We start from the raw sequence: 17,004 nt of genomic DNA, 5'->3' as shown, positions 1-17,004 counted from the left end.
AGTTAAATTCACATCGAAACTATTTGCGTCTTCCTCGAATTCAAGTCACGCGCACAGAAACACATGCACACAGGCGAATGCTAGCCTGCGGCAACGGGACTGTCACGCCCTTCAACCAAAAATGCTGAAAATTGGCGCAGTTACGCGCGACCCTTGAGATGTTTGGCCAACGCGCCCGCGTTTTTCTTTCGCCGCCCCTTATAGGGGTTCTTGTCACCCTGCCCGCGCAACGTCAGGCGGATCGGCGTTCCCGGCATGTCGAAATCCTCGCGCAGGCCGTTGACCAGATAGCGCGTATAGCTGTCCGGCATCTTGTCCGGGTGCGAGCACATGACCACGAACCCGGGGGGACGGGTCTTGGCCTGAGTCATATAGCGCAGCTTTATCCGGCGGCCTTGAGGGGCTGGCGGCGGGTGCTGTTCGAGCATGGCCGTCAGCCAACGGTTCAGCGCCGCAGTGGGAACACGGCGATTCCAAACGTCATGAGCGCGCAGGATTGCAGCGCGCAGTCGCTCCAACCCGCGGCCGGTCTTGGCCGACACGGTGACCAGGGGCGCGCCGCGCAGTTGCGGCAACAGGCGCTCGAAGGACTCTTTCAGATCGCGCAGCTTTTCCTGCTTGTCCTCTTCAATGTCCCACTTGTTCACTGCAACGACCACGGCGCGGCCTTCGCGTTCCGCCAGATCGGCGATGCGCAGGTCTTGCTGTTCGAACGGAATGGCTGCGTCCAGCAGTACCACCACAACTTCGGCAAATTTCACGGCACGCAAGCCATCGGACACCGAGAGCTTTTCCAGCTTTTCCTGCACCTTGGCCTTTTTGCGCATCCCGGCGGTGTCGAAAATCCGCATCGGGGTGCTGTCACCATCCGGGTCGGCCCAGTCGAACCGCAGGCTGATCGCGTCGCGAGTGATCCCGGCCTCGGGGCCGGTCAGCAGACGGTCTTCGCCAACGATCTTGTTGATCAGGGTCGATTTTCCGGCGTTCGGACGCCCCACGACCGCGACCTGCAGTGGCTTGGCCGCAGTGATCAAAGGGGTTTCACCCTCTCCATCCTCATCCAGTTGGATATCAGTTTCCGGAGCGTCATCCTCGGCCTTCTCCGCCGCTGCATCGGCCAGAGGCATCAACTGCGCATAAAGGTCGGTCATCCCCTCGCCATGTTCCCCCGACAGGCGAACGGGTTCACCAAGGCCAAGGTTATAGGCCTCAAGCACACCGGCATCCGCCGCGTTGCCCTCAGCCTTGTTGGCGGCAAGGATCACGTGCTTGGATCGTTTGCGCAGAATCTCGGCGAACATCTCATCGGTGGGCGTCAGGCCCACGCGGGCGTCAATCATGAACAGGCAGACATCGGCCATGTCCACCGCGCGCTCGGTCAGACGGCGCATCCTGCCCTGCAGGCTGTCGTCGGTCGCGTCCTCAAGACCCGCCGTGTCGATCACAGTAAAACGCAGATCGCCCAGACGCCCCTCGCCTTCGCGCAGGTCACGCGTTACCCCGGGCTGGTCGTCGACCAAGGCCAGTCGTTTGCCCACAAGGCGGTTGAACAGGGTGGATTTGCCCACATTCGGGCGCCCCACGATGGCGAGGGTCAGTGACATGATACTCAACTTTCAAGACTCAGACGCGCCCTTTAACGCATCTTTCGGTCAACGGAAAGCGTGTAGATCACCTTTGGACGACACGACATAAAGCGTCTGCCCGGCCACAACCGGGGCCGTGGTGGCACCGCCTGGCACCTCTACTCTGTTGACCAGCGTGCCGTCGACCGGGTTGTAGAACCTTAGGAACCCGTCATTAGAGGCGATGACTATCCGCCCACCTGCCAGAATCGGGCCGTAATGGGCGACGATCGGGCCGCGCCGTCCCCGCTTATCTTTGACGAAACCCGGCAGGTCCTGCGCCCAGACGATGGAACCGTCCGCGATGTTCAGCCGAACCAGCTGGCTGCGATCACTGATCAGAAACAGACTGTTGCCCGCTGGCCAGACCGTATCAACCGCGCCTTCATCCGCAGTCCAGACCCGCTCGCCCGAGCCCGTGTCGAACGCCACGGTCCGACCCGAGTGGTTACCGATATAGATCTTGTCGCCAACGACCATGGGTCCACCGGTCACATCCACGATCTGCGCCGCAGCACGTCCCCGGCGTCCACCCGCAACCGAAGCGTTCCAGCGACGGATGCCGCCCTTGCGGAAGGTCGCGGCCACGTCACCCGAGCCAAAGGCAAAGACCGCAAACTCAGACGCAATGACCGGAGCCGGGGCACCAAGTACATTGCCGACGCTCGGTGTGCCCTGAATCTGCCAGGCGATGCGGCCATCCTTGGTGTTCACGGCCCAGCCAGTTTCGTCGCCCGCAACCAGATACAGCAGGCCCTCATTGACCAGAGGCGCACCGCTGCCAGTAGCATTCAGGCGTTTCTGCCACTTGATCGCGCCGGATTTCGCATCCAGAGCCGTCAGCCGTCCAAACCCCGACGACACGTAGAGCGCACCATTGGCATACGCCAGCCCGCCCCCCGTCGCATCTGAATCCCCGTCGGTTGGCGGGATCAGGTTCTTGCTCCACGCCACCTGCCCCTGCAGTGTCACTGCGGATACGGTTGCGCCGGAATCCAGCGTATAGATCAAACCGCCAGCAACGACGGGCTCAGCGGTGATGCGCCGTTTCCGCGAATCTCCATCACCAATCGAGGTGGACCAAACGCGCTGTGGCGTGGCACGCAAGGCAGCATTGGTGGTGCGATAGGCAGGCGTTCCGGCGCTTTGCGACCAGTTCGCGTTCGCCTTTTGCGCCGGAAGGCTGATCGGCTTCGAGCCTCGTGTTTCGGTGGCTTCGGAATCCGAGGCCGGGCGGATATCCTCACGCGGGCCGGGCAGTATGACCTCGGGCTCTTCACAGGCAGCAAGCGCCGTCAGCGATAATGCCGCAACCGACAATCCAATGCGGGAGAAAAGACTTGTCACCATGATGCTCCGAACTCGCCTGTCATTCATTATTGCCGCTGTATCAGCCCTGTTGGGCCACCAGCGGTTCCGGTTCGCCGCCAAGCGCGACAATCAACTGTGCAGCACGCTGCTGAAGGTCAACACCGATCTCTGCGTCCTGACGCATCGCCTGCAGCCGCTCGATCGCCGCATCGGCGTTGCCCTCGGAGATGTCGATCAGAGCCAGCTGCTCCTCGGCTAGCAACCGTAATGGTGCCCCCGGAGCAGCGAGTGCTTCGAACTGCTGGCGCCGGTCGGCCACCGGCAGGGTGTCGCTTTGCAGCAGCAGCGCCTTGAAAGCAGCAATGGCACGGTAGATTTCCGGCAGATCGCCCTGCACCGCGACGGCATTCAGGCTGTTCACAGCCTCTTCGCGTGATCCAGCCTCGATCTGCGACGAGGACAACAGCAAGTTCAGGACGGCGTCGCCACCGGGCGTGACCGCATCGATGCTGGCCAAGCTGGCCGCACGTTCAGCCGAGTCATTCTGCGTCAACGCGCCCAGAATCTCATCACCGAGCTTTTCTGCCTGACTGGTGGTCCGGGCCTTGCGGATCTCATTGAAGGCGGCACCGCCCACGATCAGGATCACGGCCAGAACGCCGACCCACCCCCAGCGGCGCAGCAGCAGGAACAGGCGGTCGCGGCGGACCTCTTCGGTCACCTCATCAATAAAACTGTCGGTGTCGCTCATCCTGCTCCCCGGGCTGTAACCAGTTCATATGGCGCCATGTCATACCCCGCCGTCTTTGCCAAGCCAAGGGCCGGAATTCGCACATTTTCACCGCGACACGCCGTCCTTGCGCAAAAAAATAATCCGAACTATCCAGTTTAGTGTAGAAATGGTACGCGCCTGACCCCATTTTCAGGCATACACGCCGTAGGACAATCGGCGGCGAATTCTGGGAGAGTATTTGTATGCGTTTGATTTCATTCGTGAATGCAATTTTGGTTATTGCAGCGCTGTTCTTTCTGGTCTTCGAACGGGACGCGCTGTTTGCCTTCGCCGGTCGCGGCGACGCTGAGGCAGACACGGCATCCAACACGGAATCAGCAGACGACGTGACGTCAGACCAGAACGCCATTGGCGTTGTTGTCCTGCGATCCGCAGCACGGGAAATTGACAGCGCCGTGCTGTTGCGCGGGCAAACAAAGGCCAACCGTCAGGTTGAAGTTCTGGCCGAAACGACCTCGACGGTGATTTCGGAACCCAAGCGCAAGGGAACCTTCGTCGAAGCGGGCGACCTACTGTGCGAGCTGGACCCCGGCACCCGCCCCGCCAGCTTGGCCGAGGCTGAAGCTGCCCGACTTGAGGCGGAAAGCCGAATCCCCGAGGCCGAGGCCCGCCTGGAAGAGGCCCATGCCTTAGTCGCCGAGGCACAGATCAATCTGACGGCAGCCCAGAAACTGTCGGAAACCGGGTTCGGATCGGAAACCCGCCGGATTTCCAGCGAGGCCGCGATGCGCTCGGCCGAAGCCGGTGTAAAGACTGCCGAGGCCGGTCTGGAAGCCACGCGAGCCGGCATCGAAGCCGCCATCGCCGAGGTCAAGGCCGCCCAGCGCGAGATTGACCGCCAGACCATCGAAGCCCCGTTCAAAGGGCTGCTGGAGAGCGACACAGCGGAACTGGGCAGCCTGATGCAACCCGGCTCGCTCTGTGCCACGGTCATTCAGTTAGACCCGATCAAACTGGTCGGTTTCGTGCCCGAGGTCGACGTGAACAAGATCCTTGTCGGCTCAGAAGCCTCGGCGCAGCTTGTTACCGGTCTTCAGGTCGCTGGTCGTGTCACGTTCCTGAGCCGGTCGGCGGATGAAACCACCCGCACATTCGAGGTTGAGATCACTGTCCCCAATCCAGAGCTCAACATTCGCGACGGTCAAACTGCCGATATCCGCATTTCGGCCGAAGGGGCAAAGGCGCATCTTCTGCCGCAATCTGCCCTGACACTGAACAACGAAGGTCAGGTTGGCGTCCGCACCGTAGGCGTTGAAAACGTAGTCGGTTTCATGCCGATCCGCCTGCTGCGCGACACCGCCGAAGGCGTCTGGGTCGACGGGCTGCCGGAAACCGCAGATGTCATCGTTGTCGGGCAGGAGTTCGTGACGCAGGGCGTCACCGTCAAGCCCACCTATCGGGAAGCTGCACAATGACAGGTTTAGTAGGATGGGCCGCTGACAGGGCCCGCATGGTTCTGGCCTTCATCGCGATCTCGCTGGTTGTCGGCGGGTTTGCCTATGTCAGCCTGCCAAAGGAAGGTGAACCGGATATCGAAATCCCGGCCCTGTTCGTCTCGGTCCAGTTTCCCGGCATTTCCGCCGAGGACTCGGAGAATCTGCTGATCAAGCCGATGGAAACCGAGCTGGCGGATCTGGACGGTCTGAAGGAAATGACCGCCACCGCGGCAGAAGGATACGCCGGTATCGCGCTCGAGTTCGACTTTGGTTGGGACAAAACCGCCATCATGGCGGATGTGCGCGACGCAATGAACAGCGCGCAGGCTGATTTCCCGGAAGGGGCCGAGCAGTATTCGTTGTTCGAAATCAACTTTTCCGAGTTCCCCATCGTTATCGTCAACCTTACCGGTGCCGTACCCGAACGCACGATGGCGCGCATTGCAAAAGACTTGCAGGACGATCTGGAAGCACTGGATTCGGTGCTTGAGGCCGGGATCGCAGGCAATCGCGATGAGTTGCTAGAGGTCATCATCGACCCTCTGCGGCTCGAGGCTTATGACGTGTCGGCGGATGAACTGATCAGCGTCGTACAAAACAACAACCAACTGATCGCCGCAGGAGAGGTCGATACCGCGCAGGGCACATTCTCGGTCAAAATCCCGTCGTCGTTCAAAACCGCCGAGGATGTCTACAGCCTGCCCGTCAAGGTCAATGGTGACCGCGTCGTGACGATGGGTGAGTTGGCCCAGATCAACTATACCTTCGAAGACCGCGAAGGAACCGCCCGGTTCGACGGCGAATCCACTGTGGCCCTGCAGGTGGTCAAACGCAAAGGCTTTAACCTGATCGACACCGTGGCGCAGGTGCAAGAAGCCCTCGCCGCCGCACAGGAGAAATGGCCCGCCGAACTGCGTGCAGCCGTCGATGTCGGCACTTCGAACGACCAGAGCCGTATCGTCGACTCGATGGTGCGCCAGCTTGAGGGCTCGGTTCTGACCGCCATTGCGCTGGTTATGATCGTGGTTCTGGCCTCTCTGGGTACGCGCGCCGCGCTGCTGGTGGGTTTTGCGATCCCGACATCGTTCCTGCTGAGCTTTGCGTTTCTGGCCATCATGGGTGTGAGCATATCGAACATGGTGATGTTCGGGCTGATCCTGGCTGTCGGTATGCTGGTCGACGGGGCCATCGTGGTCGTGGAATACGCCGACAAGCGCATCAGCGAAGGCATCGGCCCTATGCACGCCTATGTCGAGGCGGCACAGCGGATGTTCTGGCCCATCGTGTCGTCCACTGCGACGACGCTGTGTGCCTTCCTGCCGATGCTGTTCTGGCCCGGTGTGCCCGGTGAATTCATGAAGATGCTGCCGATCACTTTGATCTTTGTGCTGTCCTCGTCACTGATCGTCGCGCTGATCTACCTGCCGGTCGTCGGCGGTGTGTCCGGACGGATGAGCCGCACCTTCGACCGCACCTCCAACTGGCTGCGCGGTGTAGCCCCCTGGTGGGTGCGCGCAGTGCTGGTGCCGCCGTCGCTCTACATGATCTTCCTTGGCGCAATGCAGATGCTGAACCCGGATTACCTGTTGCCCGGAGGCGTGGTGGCGGGTGCGCTGATGTTCATCGCAGGCGGCTTTGCCGGTTCGGTGACCCTGAGCGCCGCCAAGATCGAACGCCATCACGAAGAACGCGTCCATACCGCGCGCGAGCACACGCCATTCGGCTACGTGGTCAAATTCCTGGTCGGTAACCCGATCATGCCTGTGGTTTCGATTGCCGTCATCGCCCTCAGCGTCGTGGGGGTGATGACCTATTTCATGAACAACAACCGTGGCGTGGAGTTCTTCGTCGAAACCGAACCGGAACAGGCCACCGCCTATGTCCGCGCGCGGGGCAACCTGTCGCTGCAGGAAAAAGACGCATTGGTACTGGCCGCCGAAGAAGTGATCAGTGCGCACCCGGCCGTGACCAACGTGTTCGCCTTTGCCGGTGAAGGGGGGCTGAATCAGAACAACGGCGGCGCGCAGGCGCCGGCCGATACCGTAGGTCGCGTACAGTTCGAAATCACCCCGTGGGAAGACCGGCCCAAGCAAACCGAGCCCGCCTTTTTCGGGCTGTTCGACCGCGAAATCATCGCTCCGGAATATGATGGTGACTTCGTTTTGGACGAGCTGAACATGGAACTCGCCAAACTGCCCGGTTTCATCGTGGAAATCCTGCCGCTGGAACAGGGGCCGGCCTCGGCCAAGCCTGTACATTTGCGCATCAAGGCTGACGGTTGGGAAGAATTGACCACCGCCACCGAAGCCGCGCGGGCTGTGTTCGACGAAACACCGGGCCTGATCAAGATCGAAGACACCATGCCCCTGCCCGGCATCGACTGGCAGATCGACGTGGACGTTGCCAAGGCGGGTCGGTTCGGAGCCGACGTCGCCACCGTCGGCGCCATGGTGCAATTGGTGACCCGCGGTATCCTGCTGGGCGAAATGCGCCCCGACAGCACCGATGAAGAGGTCGAAATCCGCGTCCGCCTACCCGAGGAAGACCGGGTGCTGTCTACGCTGGACTCGCTCAAGGTACGTACCCCCGACGGGCTGGTGCCGCTGTCGAACTTCGTCACTCGCCAACCAGTGGCCAAACTGGCCGAGATCAACCGGATCGACCAGCAGCGGTATTACGACGTGAAGGCGGATATTTTTGAGGGTATAGAAATACTTCAAATGGTTCCTCTTGATGACGAAGGAAATCCGGTCAAAGAAGGTCTGGTTGATGTTGGTTTCGGGTATAGTGTTTCGCAAGAAGAAGCTGAAAACGGCGATCCAGTCAACGTAACACTGATAAGCGAACAAAGCTTCCCATTCTCTCTGTTTTGGGGACCGGAAATCTCGCGATACAATGTGCCGCAAGTAGCGCAGTCTATCGACCTCGGCACGGTGCAAAGCCAGATTGATGCGGGCAAAGCGACGGTCCAGCTAGTCCCTATGACCGCAAACGAACGAATCGAGAAATTGACTCAATGGCTGAACACCGAACCGTTCTCGACCGCGGTCAGCTGGGAATGGACCGGCGATCAGGAGGATCAGGAAGAATCCGGCGCCTTCCTGCAAAGCGCGTTCCTGGGCGCGCTGGGTCTGATGTTCGTGATCCTGCTGGCTCAGTTCAACTCGCTTTATAACTCGGTGCTGGTGCTGCTGGCGGTCGTGCTGTCGACCACAGGGGTTCTGATCGGGATGATCGTCATGCAGCAACCGTTCTCGATCATCATGACCGGTACGGGCATCGTGGCGCTGGCGGGAATCGTGGTGAACAACAACATCGTTCTGATCGACACCTATCAGGAATACAGCCGCTATATGCCCCGGATCGAGGCGATTGTTCGCACAGCCGAGGCACGCATTCGCCCGGTTCTGCTGACCACCCTCACCACGATGGCCGGTCTGACACCAATGATGTTTGGCCTGTCGCTGGACTTCATCAATGGCGGCTATTCGATCAACAGCCCGACTGCGCTGTGGTGGAAACAGCTGGCGACTGCGGTGGTGTTCGGGCTGGGAATCGCGACGGTTCTGACGCTGATCGTGACGCCTTCCCTGCTGGCGCTACGGGTATGGGTGACGACCTATACGGTATGGTTGGGCCGGGTGCTTGCCCGCGCGACATCTGGCAAGTCCAGCCAGATCGCGCAGGATATGGCAATTGGCAAAGCCGTCCGTCAGGCACAAGCGACCGAAGTTGTTTGGGACGACGAAACACCTCCTGCAACCAAGGATGCTCAAAAAAACGAGCATCCGCCGGGTCCGCCCCTGAAAGCAGCAGAATAAAATATGGCGAGCCCGACGGCTCGCCATACTTCGTTTCAAATCGGCTTAGTCCGTAAAGACGTATTCACCCAGATCGCACAGGTCCAAGCCATACTCTTCGGCTGTGGACCCATCTGAGAACGCCCCGCGAATGTCGTAAACACAGGTGGTCAGGCCGTCAGCAATCAGTACGTCCGCCTCGTATCCCGGCGCGATGAAATCGCCCTGCAGCAGGTTCGACTCCCAATTGTCCGACGCACTTGACGAGACGTTGAATTCGACCAGATCAACGCTGCTTTCATTGCCTAGCAGAAAAACCAGATCCTCGGCGGACGCAGTCGACGCGAAAACTGACGCCAAGATGATCGGCGCAGCAAAAAACTTCTTCATTAGGTGTTTCCCTGATTTACTGTCCAACACCACTCTGTTGGTACGGCTCGTCATACCCTTCCAACACCGTTGATCAAATGACAATCAGCCACGATCAGACTGGTAACCGAAATGTTGTACATTCGTGCAACAGAACCCTGCCGGAACAAGTGTATCACTTAGACAAACGAGTCCACTTCTGATGCCCGCAGACGGCGTGCTCGCATCCGCGCACGGTCAGGGTGTCCCCACTCAGCGTCATCTGCGGCACGACGTCCACATTGACCATGGGAATCCAGAAATCCCCGCCACCGTATTTACCGCCGCCTTCGCTGGCCACATCCCAGAAAAGCTTCTTACCGATGTTGGGGGTCTGCACCTCTTTGCCGGATGTGTCATAGGCCGACTGAATCTGGCCGCAGAACTTGTCTCCGCAGGCTGAAATCTTGATATGAGAGATCAGCTTCTTCCGGTCCGGCTCGGTTTTCCAGACGCCGACGATGGGATCAGCGGCTGCAAAAGCCGGCGTCAAAATGGCGAGCGCGGTTGCTATAGCTACAAATCGAACGAGTTTTCGCATCACACCACCTCCTCCTATATGCGGTTATCATAGCACATCCCCGCGCCGCGCAGGTCACGCGGCCTGAGCGTCCGATTGCTGGCGGCTCCACAACTGCGCATAGCGGCCTTCGCGTTGCAGCAGTTCGTCATGGGTGCCCTGTTCAAGGATTTCGCCCTGCTCCAGCACGACGATGCGATCAGCCTCTGCGATGGTGCTGAGACGGTGCGCGATGGTCAGCACGGTTCGCCCTTCCCCGGCCCGGGCCAGTGCGTCCTTGATGTCCTGCTCGGTATCGGTATCCAGCGCCGAGGTCGCCTCGTCCAGCAACAGGATCGGAGGGTTCTTGAGCAGCGTGCGGGCGATGCCAACCCGCTGTTTTTCACCACCCGACAGTTTCAACCCACGTTCGCCCACCTTGGTGTCATACCCTTCGGGCAGCGTAACGACGAAATCGTGGATCTGGGCGGCTTTGGCGGCGGCCTCGACCTCTTCCTGCGAGGCACCGTCGCGGCCATAGGCGATGTTATAGCGGATGGTGTCGTTGAACAGCACCGTGTCCTGCGGCACCACACCGATGGCGGAATGCAGGCTGTTCTGCGTCACGTCACGCACGTCCTGGCCGTCGATCTTCAGCGCACCGCCGGTCACGTCGTAGAACCTGAACAGCAGCCGCCCGATGGTGGACTTGCCCGAGCCCGTCGCCCCGACGATAGCCACCGTCTGACCCGCCGGTACCGTCAGCGAGATGCCCTTGAGAATTTCCCGATCCGCGTCATAGCCGAAATGGACATTGTCCAGCGTAACCGCACCGCCATTGACCACTAGGTCCGGCGCGTCGGGTTTGTCGGTAACTTCGGCGGGTTGCTCCAAGAGGTCAAACATCTGCCCCATGTCCACCAAAGACTGACGAATTTCCCGGTACACCGTGCCCAGAAAGTTCAGCGGCACGGTGATCTGGATCATGTAGGCGTTGACCATGACGAAATCGCCCACGGTCAACGAGCCGTTCTGAACCCCAACAGCCGCCAGAACCATCACCCCGATCAGCCCGCATGTAATCAGGAAAGACTGACCAAAATTCAGGAAGGCCAGCGAGTAAGCCGTTTTCAGCGCCGCCCCGGCATAAGCCTTCATCGACACGTCATAGCGTTCAGCTTCGCGCTGTTCCGCATTGAAATACTTGACGGTTTCAAAGTTCAGCAGACTGTCGATGGCGCGTTGGTTGGCCTCGGTGTCCTGATCATTCATCTCGCGTCGCAGCTTCACGCGCCATTCGGTGACGGCGAAGGTGAACCAGATATAGAAGCCGATGGTCACGGCCACGACGACCAGATACCAGACATCGAACAGCCACATCAAAATGATCGCCACCAGCAGCAGTTCCAGGATCAGCGGTCCGATGGAGAACAGCAGGAAGCGCAGCAGAAACTCTACGCCTTTGACACCGCGCTCAATGATCCGGCTGAGGCCCCCGGTGCGGCGCGTCACGTGATAGCGCATCGATAGTTGGTGAATGTGCTGGAACGTCTCCAAGGCCAGTGCACGCAAGGCGCGCTGCCCCACCGGGGCAAAGGCCGCGTCGCGCAACTGTTGAAAACCAACGGTCATCATCCGCGCCACACCATAGGCAACAGTCAGGCCCACGGCCCCCAATGCCAGCGGCGGCACGCCCTCACCGGCCAGCGCGTCGACTGCGCCCTTGTACAGGATCGGGGTGTAGACTGCGATCAGCTTGGCCAGCACCAGCATCGAAAGTGCGATCACGACCCGACGTTTAACCCAGGTCTCATCCTCGGGCCATAGATATGGCGCGACCTTGCGGATCGTGCGCCAACCGGACTGGCGCTCGTCAGTTTGGGGCATGTCGTCGGAGTGCATTGGAGCTGTTCGTCTCATCACTTACCTGATCTGCGGTCAGAGATAGTCCCTGCCCTGGAAAGGGCCAGAGGCAAAGGGTTCATTCAGGGATCGTGAATATCTGACCGGGATAAATCAGGTCAGGATCGCGGATCGCATCCCGGTTGGCTTCGAACAGCCGCACATACAGAACACCATCGCCGAACCGTTCGCGCGAAATGGCCCAGAGCGTGTCGCCCTTCTGCACGGTCACTGAACGAATTGACGGTGTGTCTGGAGCAAGTGCCGCCTCATCGGCCGCCTCAGCCGCGCGAAGGACCTCTTGCGGCTCGCGTTTGAACGGGGTTTCAAGGCGGCTGACCACCGTGCCGTCCGCGCCGACCTCATCCACGCGCAGGGTGTAGACGCCGGGCTCGACACCATCCAGTTCACTGCGCCATTTGCCGTCTTCAGCGGGGGTCAGGTCATCCACCAGCCGGTTGTCCAGATACAGACGTACAACCGAACCGTCCGGCACCCGGCCCGTCAGCTCGACATCACCGGTATTGGAATAGCCAATCGTGTCCAGAGCGACCTGATCCGGCGCCTGCGATTGTACCCTGGGCGCCTGCACCAGTTCGACGCCGTCTTCGCCGGATCGCAATACGGCGACCCCCTGGGGCTGAGCATCTTCTTCGGCGGCTTGCGTCGTCTGTTCGGCCTCAGCTTCTGGCGCGGGTGCATTGCCTGTTTCGGTTGGCGCGGGTGCAGCGACTGTATCTGATGCTGCGACGTCTTCGGTTTCCGTACTCTCCGGTCCGGCAGTTGCATTTTCCGCGGTTTCAACAGGCGCTGTGGGTTCGTCCCCCGGTTCAGACGCTGGCAGGGCCGCGATGACATAGTCATCCGAGCGTACCGGCTGTTCACCCTGCGTTTCCAGCGTCAGCCCGCGCGCGGTGTCGGAAAACGGGATCGACAGGAATTCGGCAAACTGGCCGCTGGGGTCGACCGTGAAACTGTGGACCGGCTCACCATCCAACAGCACGTTAACCTCAGCGCCAGGCTCGGCCGTGCCGGACAGAACCGTATTTCCGTCCGGTTCGACAAATATCTGGTCCAGAGAAGGGGTGACCTGTGACGTAGCCTCTGCCGCGCCGTCTTCCTCGCCTGCAGGTGCCTCGGCTTCGAGTTCTTGTTCGGCGGGCTCAGACAAGGTGTTGTCTTCGGTGCTCGGAACCGCAACCTCGACCTGCGGTGCGGTCTCTTCGGGCGCGTCACCACGCATGCCGGACAGCAACAACCCGCCTGCTCCGACCACAACCACGATACCGGCGATCACACCCCAGACGACGGTGCCAGAGCTTGTCTCTCCCGACTCGGCGTTCATGTTTTTCCTTTCACTCCGCAGCGCAAGTGCTTTGTCTAAAACACGTTCTGCCTGACGGTTGAGCCAATCTATCAATCCCGCTATCAGGGGTCAAAACCTCAGGCACAACCCCGGAGAGTGTTCACGATGACTCAGAAATCTGTTTGTGTGTATTGCGGGTCACGTAATGGCGCAAATTCCGCCTATTCCGACGCCGCGAAGACCTTCGGCACCCTGCTGGCGCAGGAAGGCTGGCGGCTGGTCTACGGCGCCGGGGATGTCGGCCTGATGGGCGAGGTCGCGCGCGCTGCTCAATCCGCCGGAGGCGATACGTTCGGCGTGATCCCGGTTCACCTGCTGCGGCGCGAAGTCGGCAAGACCGACCTGACCCGTTTCGTGATCACCGAAACGATGCACGAACGCAAAAAGGTCATGATCATGAATGCGGATGCGGTAGTGGTTCTGCCCGGTGGTCCGGGGTCGTTGGACGAGCTGTTCGAGGCCCTGACATGGCGACAACTTGGCCTGCACGAAAAACCCATTCTGGTGATGAATGTGGATGGCTACTGGGATGCACTGCGCGATCTGTTGCAGCAGGTTATCGGTCAGGGATTTGCCGACGGATCGCTGGCGGACTTCATCACCTGGGTCAGTGATCCGGCAGACGCAATGTCCACCCTGCGTGGTTTCCTGACCTGATCTGGGAACGGGCGGATTCAAACCGCCCGTTGCACTTGCATTGTCTATGCTGCCGGGCTCAGGCGGCGGGTCAACAGCTTTTCAACCTTGTGAATAGGATGGTTGGTCAGGGTCTTGTCGACCTCGGCCACAACCTTGGCCAGAACCTCGCTGTGAAGGCGACGGCGCAGCAAGCCCAGAACATGCGGGCTGGCAACCAGCACCAGACGGTTGAATGCCCCCTTCAGCCCCTTGCGGTTCAACAGATTGGCAACATCCTGAACAAACAGGGATTTTGCATGGGTTTTCCAGTTTGGTTCTTCAACTGCCGATTTCTGGTTCGGTCCGGTATCAAAACGCCGCCCTGCCCGGTCGGTCGGGCGTGAGGACACGTCCTGCTCCTCAACCGAAACAACGACCAGATTGGGGTCTTCGGCATCGGTGATGTTTTCAACAAACAAAGCCTTTTCCCCGTCGGCAATGACAACCCAAGTTCCCTGTTCAAGTGCGACCATCGTGCTCTCCTTGTTTTGGCTGTTACGGCCGTCCCTCATCCATCAGGCAAAGGTTCACCTTTACGCGACCAGATTGATCCGGTGCGTCGCCTGAATTTGTTTCAAATGGTTAGCGGTCTCTCCCTCCGCCTAACCTAAGGTAAGTACTGCGGGGCGTTGTGCAATCCCGTCTCAGGATGAAACTTTCTTCATCGGCGGGTTTTCTCCGGTCAGGCCGATAGTTCGATCAAAGTGATCTCGGGTGTCACACCAAAACGCACCGGAAGGATCGAACACCCGATCCCCCCCGAAACAACCAGATCACGATTGCCTTCGCGGACATGCCCATACGCGTAGCGGTTACCAAATCTCGAGGGCACCACGGGCGACCAACCAAACAAACGCACCTGACCGCCATGCGTGTGCCCGGACAGGGTCAGCGCCACGTTTTCGGGCATTTTGGGGAAGATGTCGGGTTCATGAGCCATCATCACAACGGGCGCGTCATCGGTGACCTGCGCCATCGTTCCGGGCAAGTCATCCAACCCTTTGCCTTTTCCGTTGTGTCTGAATGCAAGCTGATCTTCCAGACCAGCCAGCCAGATGCCCAAATCGTCCAGCCGAACCGCTTCGTTGGACAGAACCCTGATGCCCTGATGCTGAAACGCCTCGGCAAATTTGTTCGGTCCTGCGCCGCGTCGCTGGGCATCCAGATCAGCCCACCAGTCGTGATTGCCCAGAACGGCGTAGACTCCGTTTCGCGCCTCCAGTTTCGCAAGCTCTGGGGCCAGATCTTTGGCGTCAACTTGTTCAGAAATAAACTTGTGATGGCCAGCATAGTCGCCCAGCAACAAGATCAGATCAGGCGCCAGAGCGTTGGTCCGCCGCACTACCTGCCGAACCCGGGCCAGCCCGACATAGGGTTCTCCGACATGCAGATCGGCAAGAACTGCGATCCTCAGAGGCTTGGCGGGCCAATCCGCGCGCTTTACACGCCATTTGCGCACGCGCAGCCGCACTAGAGGTTCAACGAAAAACCCCCAGGCGGCAATAAAAAGGCCTGCCAGCGTGGCCGCCAGCAAGCCCTTTATGAACCCTCGTCGGGTCAAGTATTACATCCGCGATGCAACGTTTTCCCAGTTCACCAGATTGTCGAGGAAGTTCGTCAGGTAAGCCGGACGCTTGTTGCGGAAGTCGATGTAGTAGGAATGCTCCCACACGTCACAACCCAGCAGCGCGGTCTGACCAAAGCACAGCGGGTTCACACCATTTTCGGTTTTGGTCACGGCCAGCGAGCCGTCGGCGTTCTTGACCAGCCACGCCCAGCCCGAGCCGAACTGACCGGCACCAGCGGCGCTGAACTGCGATTTGAATTCGTCAACCGAGCCGAAGCTTTCGGTCAGTGCCTTTTCCAGCTCACCGGGCATGGCGTTGCCACCGGGGCCCATCATCTCCCAGAACTGATTGTGGTTCCACAGCTGGCTGATGTTGTTGAAGATACCGTTCTGCGCAACAGCGTTTGCGTCATAGGTGCCAACGATGATCTCTTCCAGCGACTTGCCGTCCCACTCGGTGCCGGCGATCAGCTTGTTGCCGTTGTCGACATAGGCCTTGTGGTGCAGGTCGTGGTGATATTCCAACGTTTCCGCGGACATACCCTTGGCTGCCAGCGCGTCATGTGCATAAGGAAGATCAGGAAGTTCAAAAGCCATGTCGGCCCCCTGTGAAATAAAAGTTGCGGTTCCCAAGGGTTAAATGCTTTGGCAGCCGCCGCAGGTCAAGAGCCGAGACAAGAAAACCCGGAGGCAGGCAATGCTTACACAGGCGCGCAAGATGTTCTACCGCGCCCGCGGATACTATGCGGGCAATCTGAACGGAGAGCCGTTTCGCCTTGACCCCTATCATTCGAAATTCTGGCGCAAGGCCTCCGCTGGTGCTTGGGAGCCGGAAACTTTCGCTGTGCTGGACAAGTTCCTGTCATCGGGCAGTGATTTCCTGGACATCGGCGCCTGGATCGGCCCTACGGTCCTGTACGGTGCCCGCAAGGCACGGCATGTCTGGTGTTTCGAACCTGATCCCACCGCCTACCGGTATCTGGCTTGGAATCTTGATCTGAACGACATTCGCAACGTCTCGGCCTTTGGGGTGGCGCTGTCAGACCGGTTCAGCGTGGCCCGCATGGCTTCGGTGCGCGGAGAGCCGGGCGACTCCACCAGTTCCCTCCTGTATGAAGGCCCGCATGGGTCTGATGCGTTGACCATTGCGTGGGATCAGTTCGAAGCTGCGAACGATCTGTCTAATGTATCACTTGTCAAGATGGATATCGAAGGGGCCGAGTTTTTCGTACTGCCCACCCTGACCAAATGGCTGGAAAAGCAGCGCCCCACCCTGTTCCTGTCACTACATTCACCGATGTTGCCGGAACAAGACCGGCTGAAACGTACATCCGAACTGCTGCAAAGCCTTTCCTTTTACAGAGACGTCTTTGACGAGTCCGGGCAGCCGGTGAGTATTGGGGACATGCTGGAACCTCAGCAGTTGTTGCGGTATCGCGCAATTGTGCTGCAAGGGTAGACCGCGACATTTCGCCTTCGCGTCAAACCTGTGAAGCCCCTTGTTTTCCAGACCTTTTTATACAATCCAGTTAGGCTCAGGACCCATTGATTTCCGTATAGCGGCGTGATTCACGGTTCGAAAACGAGCGGTGAACATGTCTGATCTTTTCTGGCTTACA

General features: G+C 59.5%; 14 protein-coding genes. 4 read left to right on the top strand and 10 right to left on the bottom strand.

The window, feature by feature from the left end; genetic code table 11:
* Window positions 1–140 precede the first annotated feature (140 nt).
* The 3 genes from der to ACR1XY_RS11420 are packed head-to-tail and all read right to left on the bottom strand — an operon-like array spanning window position 141 to window position 3,687.
* A complete protein-coding gene (gene der, locus ACR1XY_RS11430; protein ID WP_480593314.1) occupies window positions 141–1,604 on the bottom strand; it encodes a ribosome biogenesis GTPase Der in 1,464 nt (487 codons plus the stop codon).
* A 48-nt stretch (window positions 1,605–1,652) separates the two neighbouring features.
* Complete coding sequence (locus ACR1XY_RS11425; protein WP_480593312.1) at window positions 1,653–2,975, bottom strand: PQQ-like beta-propeller repeat protein; 1,323 nt, start codon at window positions 2,973–2,975, stop codon at window positions 1,653–1,655.
* A 40-nt stretch (window positions 2,976–3,015) separates the two neighbouring features.
* Complete coding sequence (locus ACR1XY_RS11420; protein ID WP_480593310.1) at window positions 3,016–3,687, bottom strand: hypothetical protein; 672 nt, start codon at window positions 3,685–3,687, stop codon at window positions 3,016–3,018.
* Between the two features lie 224 nt (window positions 3,688–3,911).
* On the opposite strand from ACR1XY_RS11420, the gene ACR1XY_RS11415 reads away from it, so the two are divergent.
* Window positions 3,912–5,144, top strand: a complete 1,233-nt coding sequence (locus ACR1XY_RS11415; RefSeq protein ID WP_480593308.1) for an efflux RND transporter periplasmic adaptor subunit — start codon at window positions 3,912–3,914, stop codon at window positions 5,142–5,144.
* Window positions 5,141–8,986 carry an efflux RND transporter permease subunit gene (locus ACR1XY_RS11410; RefSeq protein WP_480593307.1) on the top strand — a complete coding sequence of 1,282 codons (3,846 nt, stop codon included), beginning with the start codon at window positions 5,141–5,143 and terminating at the stop codon, window positions 8,984–8,986. Before ACR1XY_RS11415 ends, ACR1XY_RS11410 begins: the two co-directional genes overlap by 4 nt.
* Before the next feature lie 45 nt (window positions 8,987–9,031).
* On the opposite strand, the gene ACR1XY_RS11405 is transcribed toward ACR1XY_RS11410, so the two are convergent.
* From ACR1XY_RS11405 to ACR1XY_RS11390, 4 genes are all read right to left on the bottom strand, one after another.
* Window positions 9,032–9,355 carry a hypothetical protein gene (locus tag ACR1XY_RS11405; RefSeq protein WP_480593305.1) on the bottom strand — a complete coding sequence of 108 codons (324 nt, stop codon included), beginning with the start codon at window positions 9,353–9,355 and terminating at the stop codon, window positions 9,032–9,034.
* 154 nt (window positions 9,356–9,509) lie between these two features.
* Window positions 9,510–9,914, bottom strand: coding sequence for a DUF2147 domain-containing protein (locus ACR1XY_RS11400; protein WP_480593303.1), 405 nt, complete (start codon window positions 9,912–9,914; stop codon window positions 9,510–9,512).
* 54 nt (window positions 9,915–9,968) lie between these two features.
* Window positions 9,969–11,774, bottom strand: coding sequence for an ABCB family ABC transporter ATP-binding protein/permease (locus ACR1XY_RS11395; RefSeq protein WP_480593301.1), 1,806 nt, complete (start codon window positions 11,772–11,774; stop codon window positions 9,969–9,971).
* Window positions 11,775–11,853: 79 nt separating this feature from the next.
* Window positions 11,854–13,119, bottom strand: coding sequence for a LysM peptidoglycan-binding domain-containing protein (locus tag ACR1XY_RS11390; RefSeq protein ID WP_480593297.1), 1,266 nt, complete (start codon window positions 13,117–13,119; stop codon window positions 11,854–11,856).
* A 126-nt stretch (window positions 13,120–13,245) separates the two neighbouring features.
* Here ACR1XY_RS11390 and ACR1XY_RS11385 point away from each other — a divergent pair, with 126 nt between their 5' ends.
* Window positions 13,246–13,797: an LOG family protein gene (locus ACR1XY_RS11385; RefSeq protein WP_480593294.1), complete on the top strand. Its 552-nt coding sequence runs from the start codon at window positions 13,246–13,248 to the stop codon at window positions 13,795–13,797.
* A gap of 44 nt (window positions 13,798–13,841) precedes the next feature.
* On the opposite strand, the gene ACR1XY_RS11380 is transcribed toward ACR1XY_RS11385, so the two are convergent.
* The 3 genes from ACR1XY_RS11380 to ACR1XY_RS11370 form a co-directional block, all read right to left on the bottom strand.
* A complete protein-coding gene (locus ACR1XY_RS11380; RefSeq protein ID WP_480593291.1) occupies window positions 13,842–14,291 on the bottom strand; it encodes a host attachment family protein in 450 nt (149 codons plus the stop codon).
* A gap of 209 nt (window positions 14,292–14,500) precedes the next feature.
* Window positions 14,501–15,379, bottom strand: a complete 879-nt coding sequence (locus ACR1XY_RS11375; RefSeq protein WP_480593288.1) for a metallophosphoesterase — start codon at window positions 15,377–15,379, stop codon at window positions 14,501–14,503.
* A 3-nt stretch (window positions 15,380–15,382) separates the two neighbouring features.
* The gene (locus ACR1XY_RS11370; protein ID WP_480593284.1) at window positions 15,383–15,982 is read right to left on the bottom strand and encodes a superoxide dismutase; all 600 of its coding nucleotides are present in this window, start codon (window positions 15,980–15,982) and stop codon (window positions 15,383–15,385) included.
* Window positions 15,983–16,082: 100 nt separating this feature from the next.
* On the opposite strand from ACR1XY_RS11370, the gene ACR1XY_RS11365 reads away from it, so the two are divergent.
* Window positions 16,083–16,844, top strand: a complete 762-nt coding sequence (locus tag ACR1XY_RS11365) for an FkbM family methyltransferase (RefSeq protein ID WP_480593281.1) — start codon at window positions 16,083–16,085, stop codon at window positions 16,842–16,844.
* The last annotated feature ends 160 nt before the right edge of the window (window positions 16,845–17,004 follow it).

Source organism: Ruegeria sp. AD11(2025) (assembly GCF_056542405.1).
This window is presented reverse-complemented; position numbering and strand designations above follow the sequence as displayed.